Below are 5,156 nucleotides of genomic sequence, written 5' to 3' on the forward strand. Positions count from 1 at the left end.
CCCCGCAGCGCACCGGCGCGAACTGCGCCCGCGCCACTGGTTCGCCAACCGGCTGCTGCTCACCCTCAGCGGGCAGAAGCCGGTCCACTGGATGCTCGGCCACACCGTCGGCCAGGCGTACGAGCAGCTGGTCCGGCTCGCCCCACTGACGCCGCTGCGGCCACCGGCCGGGCGGCGTGGCGCCCCGGTCGTCGCGCGCTGCGACGAATACCGGCCGGAGCCGCACGTCATCGAGGCGTTCGCCCGCATCCTGACCGGCGAGCGGGTGCAGGCCCTCGCCTTCCGCCTCGAACACGGGGCGGACGGCCGCTGGCGCTGCTCCGCGGTGGACCTCGGCTTCGACCCGGCGGCCCCGGTGACGGCGGCCACCGCCGGCCGCTGACCATCTGCCGTACGGCTGAGCCGTACCGCTGGCCCGTACCGCTGACCCGTACCGCCGGGGACCCGCCGTACCGCCGCGCGAGTTGTACCGCCTACCGCCCCGTACGCCGTACCGCTGGGCGAGCCGTACAGCCGACCGGTGTGGATCCGCCCCCGGCGTGGACCCACCCGGCGGGGTCCACCCGGCGGGGGCCACCGGCCCCGGACCACCGGCACGGTTTCCCGGGGCCGGATCACCGGCGCCGGTCCACCGCTCCGGTCCACCGCTCCGGATCACCGGAGTACGAACGCGGCCGGGGCCGGACCCCTTCAGCAGGAAGGAATCCGGCCCCGGCCGGCGCCCCGGGAGGCGGTGCCGTCACTTCTTGCGGCGGCGGCCCTTCTGCGCCTTCCGGCGCTCGGCACGGGTCATCCCGTCGGACTCCGAGCGCGCGGGGGTGTCCTCGAAGTCGCCCTCGATCACACCGCCCTCGCCGTCCACGGTCGGCGCGGAGAAGTGCAGCCGGTCCGGCCGCTGCGGGGCCTCCAGGCCCTTGGCGCGGATCTCCGGCCGCGCGCCCGCGCCCGCCGGAACGGCGTCCTGCGGCGCCTTCTCCAGCGACGGCTTGCCCTCGGCCTCGGCCTTGTCCTGCACCGGGACCTCCTCGACCTGCTGCTCGACCTGGACCTCCAGGTTGAACAGATAGCCGACGGACTCCTCCTTGATGCCGTCCATCATGGCCGTGAACATGTCGTAGCCCTCGCGCTGGTACTCCACGAGCGGGTCCTTCTGCGCCATCGCGCGCAGTCCGATGCCCTCCTGGAGGTAGTCCATCTCGTAGAGGTGCTCGCGCCACTTGCGGTCCAGCACCGAGAGGACCACGCGCCGCTCCAGCTCACGCATGATCTCGGAGCCGAGCTGCTCCTCACGCGCCGCGTACTGCTCGTGGATGTCCTCCTTGACGGCCTCGGAGATGAACTCGGCGGTGAGCCCGGCCCGGTCGCCGGCCTCGTCCTCCAGGTCCTCGATGGTGACCTTCACCGGGTAGAGCTGCTTGAACGCGCCCCACAGCCGTTCCAGGTCCCAGTCCTCGGCGAAGCCCTCGACCGTCTCCGCGTGGACGTACGCGTCGATGGTGTCGTCCATGAAGTGCTTGATCTGCTCCTGCAGGTCCTCGCCCTCCAGGACCCGGCGGCGCTCGCCGTAGATGACCTCGCGCTGCCGGTTGAGCACCTCGTCGTACTTCAGGACGTTCTTACGCGTCTCGAAGTTCTGCTGCTCCACCTGCGACTGCGCGGAGGCGATGGCGCGGGTGACCATCTTGGTCTCGATCGGCACGTCGTCCGGGACGTTCGCGATGGCCATGACGCGCTCGACCATCTGCGCCTTGAACAGCCGCATCAGGTCGTCGCCCAGCGAGAGGTAGAAGCGGGACTCGCCCGGGTCGCCCTGACGGCCGGAACGGCCGCGCAGCTGGTTGTCGATACGGCGCGACTCGTGCCGCTCGGTGCCCAGGACGTAGAGCCCGCCGAGCGCCACGACCTCGTCGAACTCGGCCTTGACCGCACGCTCGGCCTTCTCCATCGCCGCGGGCAGCGCCGCCGCCCACTCCTCGACGTGCTCGACCGGGTCCAGTCCGCGCTGCCGCAGCTCCGCCTCGGCCAGGTCGTCGGGGTTGCCGCCGAGCTTGATGTCCGTACCGCGGCCGGCCATGTTGGTGGCGACGGTGACGGAGCCCTTGCGGCCCGCCTGGGCGACGATCGTCGCCTCCCGGTCGTGCTGCTTGGCGTTGAGCACCTCGTGCGGCACGCCGCGCTTGCTGAGCTGCTGGGACAGATACTCCGACTTCTCGACCGAGGTCGTGCCGACCAGGACCGGCTGGCCCTTCTCGTGCCGCTCGGCGATGTCGTCGACCACCGCGTCGAACTTGGCCGTCTCCGTGCGGTAGATGAGGTCCGACCGGTCGGCGCGGATCATCGGGCGGTTCGTCGGGATCGGCACCACGCCGAGCTTGTAGATCTGGTGGAACTCGGCCGCCTCGGTCATGGCCGTACCGGTCATGCCGGAGAGCTTGTCGTAGAGGCGGAAGAAGTTCTGCAGGGTGATCGTGGCGAGGGTCTGGTTCTCGTCCTTGATGTCCACCCCTTCCTTCGCCTCGATCGCCTGGTGCATGCCCTCGTTGTAGCGGCGGCCGGCGAGGATGCGACCGGTGTGCTCGTCGACGATCATGACCTCGCCGTCGATGACGACGTAGTCCTTGTCCTTCTTGAACAGTTCCTTCGCCTTGATGGCGTTGTTCAGATAGCCGACGAGCGGGGTGTTGACCGACTCGTAGAGGTTGTCGATGCCCAGCCAGTCCTCGACCTTGGTGACACCGGACTCGTGGATGGCGACGGTGCGCTTCTTCTCGTCGACCTCGTAGTCGCCGGTCTCCTCGACGCCCCGCTGCGGGTTCGCGGGCTTGCCCTTGGAGAGCCGGGTCACCAGCTTGGCGAAGTCGCCGTACCACTTGGTGGCCTGGTCGGCGGGGCCGGAGATGATCAGCGGCGTGCGGGCCTCGTCGACGAGGATGGAGTCGACCTCGTCGACGATCGCGTAGTTGTGGCCGCGCTGCACCAGCTCGTCCTTCGACCAGGCCATGTTGTCCCGGAGGTAGTCGAAGCCGAACTCGTTGTTCGTTCCGTACGTGATGTCGCAGGCGTACTGCGCGCGGCGCTGCGCCGGCGTCATGCTGGCGAGGATGCAGCCGACCTCGAGGCCGAGGAACTTGTGCACCCGGCCCATCATCTCGGAGTCGCGCTCCGCGAGGTAGTCGTTGACGGTGATGATGTGGACACCGTCGCCGGAGAGCGCGTTGAGGTAGGCCGGGAGCGTACCGACGAGGGTCTTGCCCTCACCGGTCTTCATCTCGGCGACATGCCCCATGTGCAGGGCGGCACCGCCCATGAGCTGGACGTCGTAGTGCCGCTGGCCGAGGACGCGCTTGGCCGCCTCACGGACCGTCGCGAAGGCCTCCGGAAGCAGGTCGTCGAGGCTCTCGCCGTCGGCATAGCGCTCTTTGTACTCATCGGTGAGCGCCCGCAGCTCGGCGTCGGAGAGGTCGACGAAATCCTCTTCGATGGAGTTGACCTGGCCCGCGATGCGGTGCAGCTTGCGCAGGATCTTGCCTTCGCCTGCACGCATGAGCTTGTTGAAGACGGACACTTGGGCTGGTCTCCTTGCCGGTCGGGTCCTGGCACTGTGGGCGCCCCCGCCGGTGGCGGAGAGTAGGTGCGAGGGCACGACGAGGTGAGGCCTCGTCGCAACGGCCATCGTAAGTCAGGACACGCCCGCACCGGGAGGTCCGTCGGGACGAAGACCTTCTGTCCCTCCAAAGAGACAACGCCGGAGCCGCCGCGGAAGTGCCGTGCCGGGGGCGGTGTCAGTGGCCGGGACTAGTCTGCCGCGCATGACGAGCCTGCCGACGCCTGCCGCCGAACTGTCCGCCGACGAGGCCCGCCGCATCGCCCTGCGCGCCCAGGGCCTGCTCGGCTCGCCGGACCGCCGCGCCGGGGTGCGCGGCGTGCTCCGGAGCCTCGGCGCCGTCCAGCTGGACACCATCTCGGTGCTGGCCCGCTCGCACGAGCTGGTCCCCTACGCCCGGCTCGGCGGGGTCGGCCGCTCCACGGTCGAGGACGCGTACTGGACCGGCGCGCATTCCTTCGAGTACTGGTCGCACGCCGCCTGCATACTGCCCATGGAGGAGTGGCCGCACTTCGCCTTCCGCCGCCGCGCCCGCGCCGCCCGGGGCCACCGCTGGCATGTGATGGAGGACTCGGAGCGCTCGTGCGCCGCCGTCCGGGAGCGGCTGAAGGCGGACGGCCCGCTGACGGCCACCGAGCTGGGCGGCGCCAAGAACGGCGGCGAGTGGTACGACTGGTCCGAGACCAAGATCGCGGTGGAGTGGCTGCTCGACACCGGCGAGGTCGTGTGCGCCGAGCGGCGCGGCTGGAAGCGGGTGTACGACCTCGCGGAGCGCGTGGTGCCGGACGCGCTCTTCCACGACGACCTGGACGACCGGGAGTGCGTGCGCCGGCTGGTGGCCCAGGCGGGCACGGCCATGGGCGTCGCCACCGTGGCCGATCTCGCCGACTACCACCGGCTGGGGCGCGGGCAGGTGGAAGCCGTGCTCGCGGACTCCGGGCTGGTGCCGGTGACGGTCGAGGGCTGGGGGCGGCCCGCGGCGGCGGGCGGGCGGCGTTCCGGCCGGCCCGCGGGAGCGGCCTGGGCCGACCCGGCGGCGCTGGAGACCGTGCCGCGCGGCCGGCACCGGACGACGCTGCTCTCCCCGTTCGACTCGCTCATCTGGGACCGGCCGCGGACCGAGCGCGTCTTCGGTTTCGTCCACCGGCTGGAGGCCTATGTTCCCAAGCCGAAGCGGGTGCACGGGTATTTCGCGATGCCGCTGCTGTCGGGCGGGCGGCTGCTCGGGCGGGTCGACCCGGCGCGGGAGGGCGGGACGCTGGTCGCGCGGCAGGTGTCGCTGGACGGCCCCAAGGCCGTCGCGCCCATGGCCGCGGCGCTCGGCGAGGCCGCGGCCTGGGTCGGGTGCGACGAGGTCCGGGTGGAACGGACGCTGCCCGCGGAGCTGCGCGAGCCGCTGGCCGCGGCGCTCGGCTGAAGCGGACCGGACCGGACCGGGCGGACCGGGCCGGACCGGTACGGCGGGGCGGCGGGGCTGGCGGGGCGGGAAGGCGGGGGCGCGGGGCTTGAGACGGAGCAGGAACGGCGCGGGGCGGCACGGGGGCGAGGCGGG

At 71.6% G+C, this 5,156-nt stretch carries 3 protein-coding genes; 2 read left to right on the top strand and 1 reads right to left on the bottom strand.

Going from position 1 to position 5,156, the window contains the following annotated elements:
• Positions 1-382: Rv3235 family protein (locus GCU69_RS32560; protein ID WP_235978275.1), on the top strand; the 382-nt coding region annotated here is incomplete at its 5' end.
• Positions 383-739: 357 nt separating this feature from the next.
• Here GCU69_RS32560 and secA read toward each other — a convergent pair.
• The gene (gene secA / locus GCU69_RS06355) at positions 740-3,565 is read right to left on the bottom strand and encodes a preprotein translocase subunit SecA (protein ID WP_098752167.1); all 2,826 of its coding nucleotides are present in this window, start codon (positions 3,563-3,565) and stop codon (positions 740-742) included.
• 244 nt (positions 3,566-3,809) lie between these two features.
• Between secA and GCU69_RS06360 the strand changes: the two genes are divergently transcribed.
• Positions 3,810-5,021 carry a winged helix-turn-helix domain-containing protein gene (locus GCU69_RS06360; protein ID WP_176604538.1) on the top strand — a complete coding sequence of 404 codons (1,212 nt, stop codon included), beginning with the start codon at positions 3,810-3,812 and terminating at the stop codon, positions 5,019-5,021.
• Positions 5,022-5,156 lie beyond the last annotated feature (135 nt).

It is taken from the genome of Streptomyces lycii (assembly GCF_009735685.1).
Lineage (GTDB): Bacteria > Actinomycetota > Actinomycetes > Streptomycetales > Streptomycetaceae > Streptomyces > Streptomyces lycii.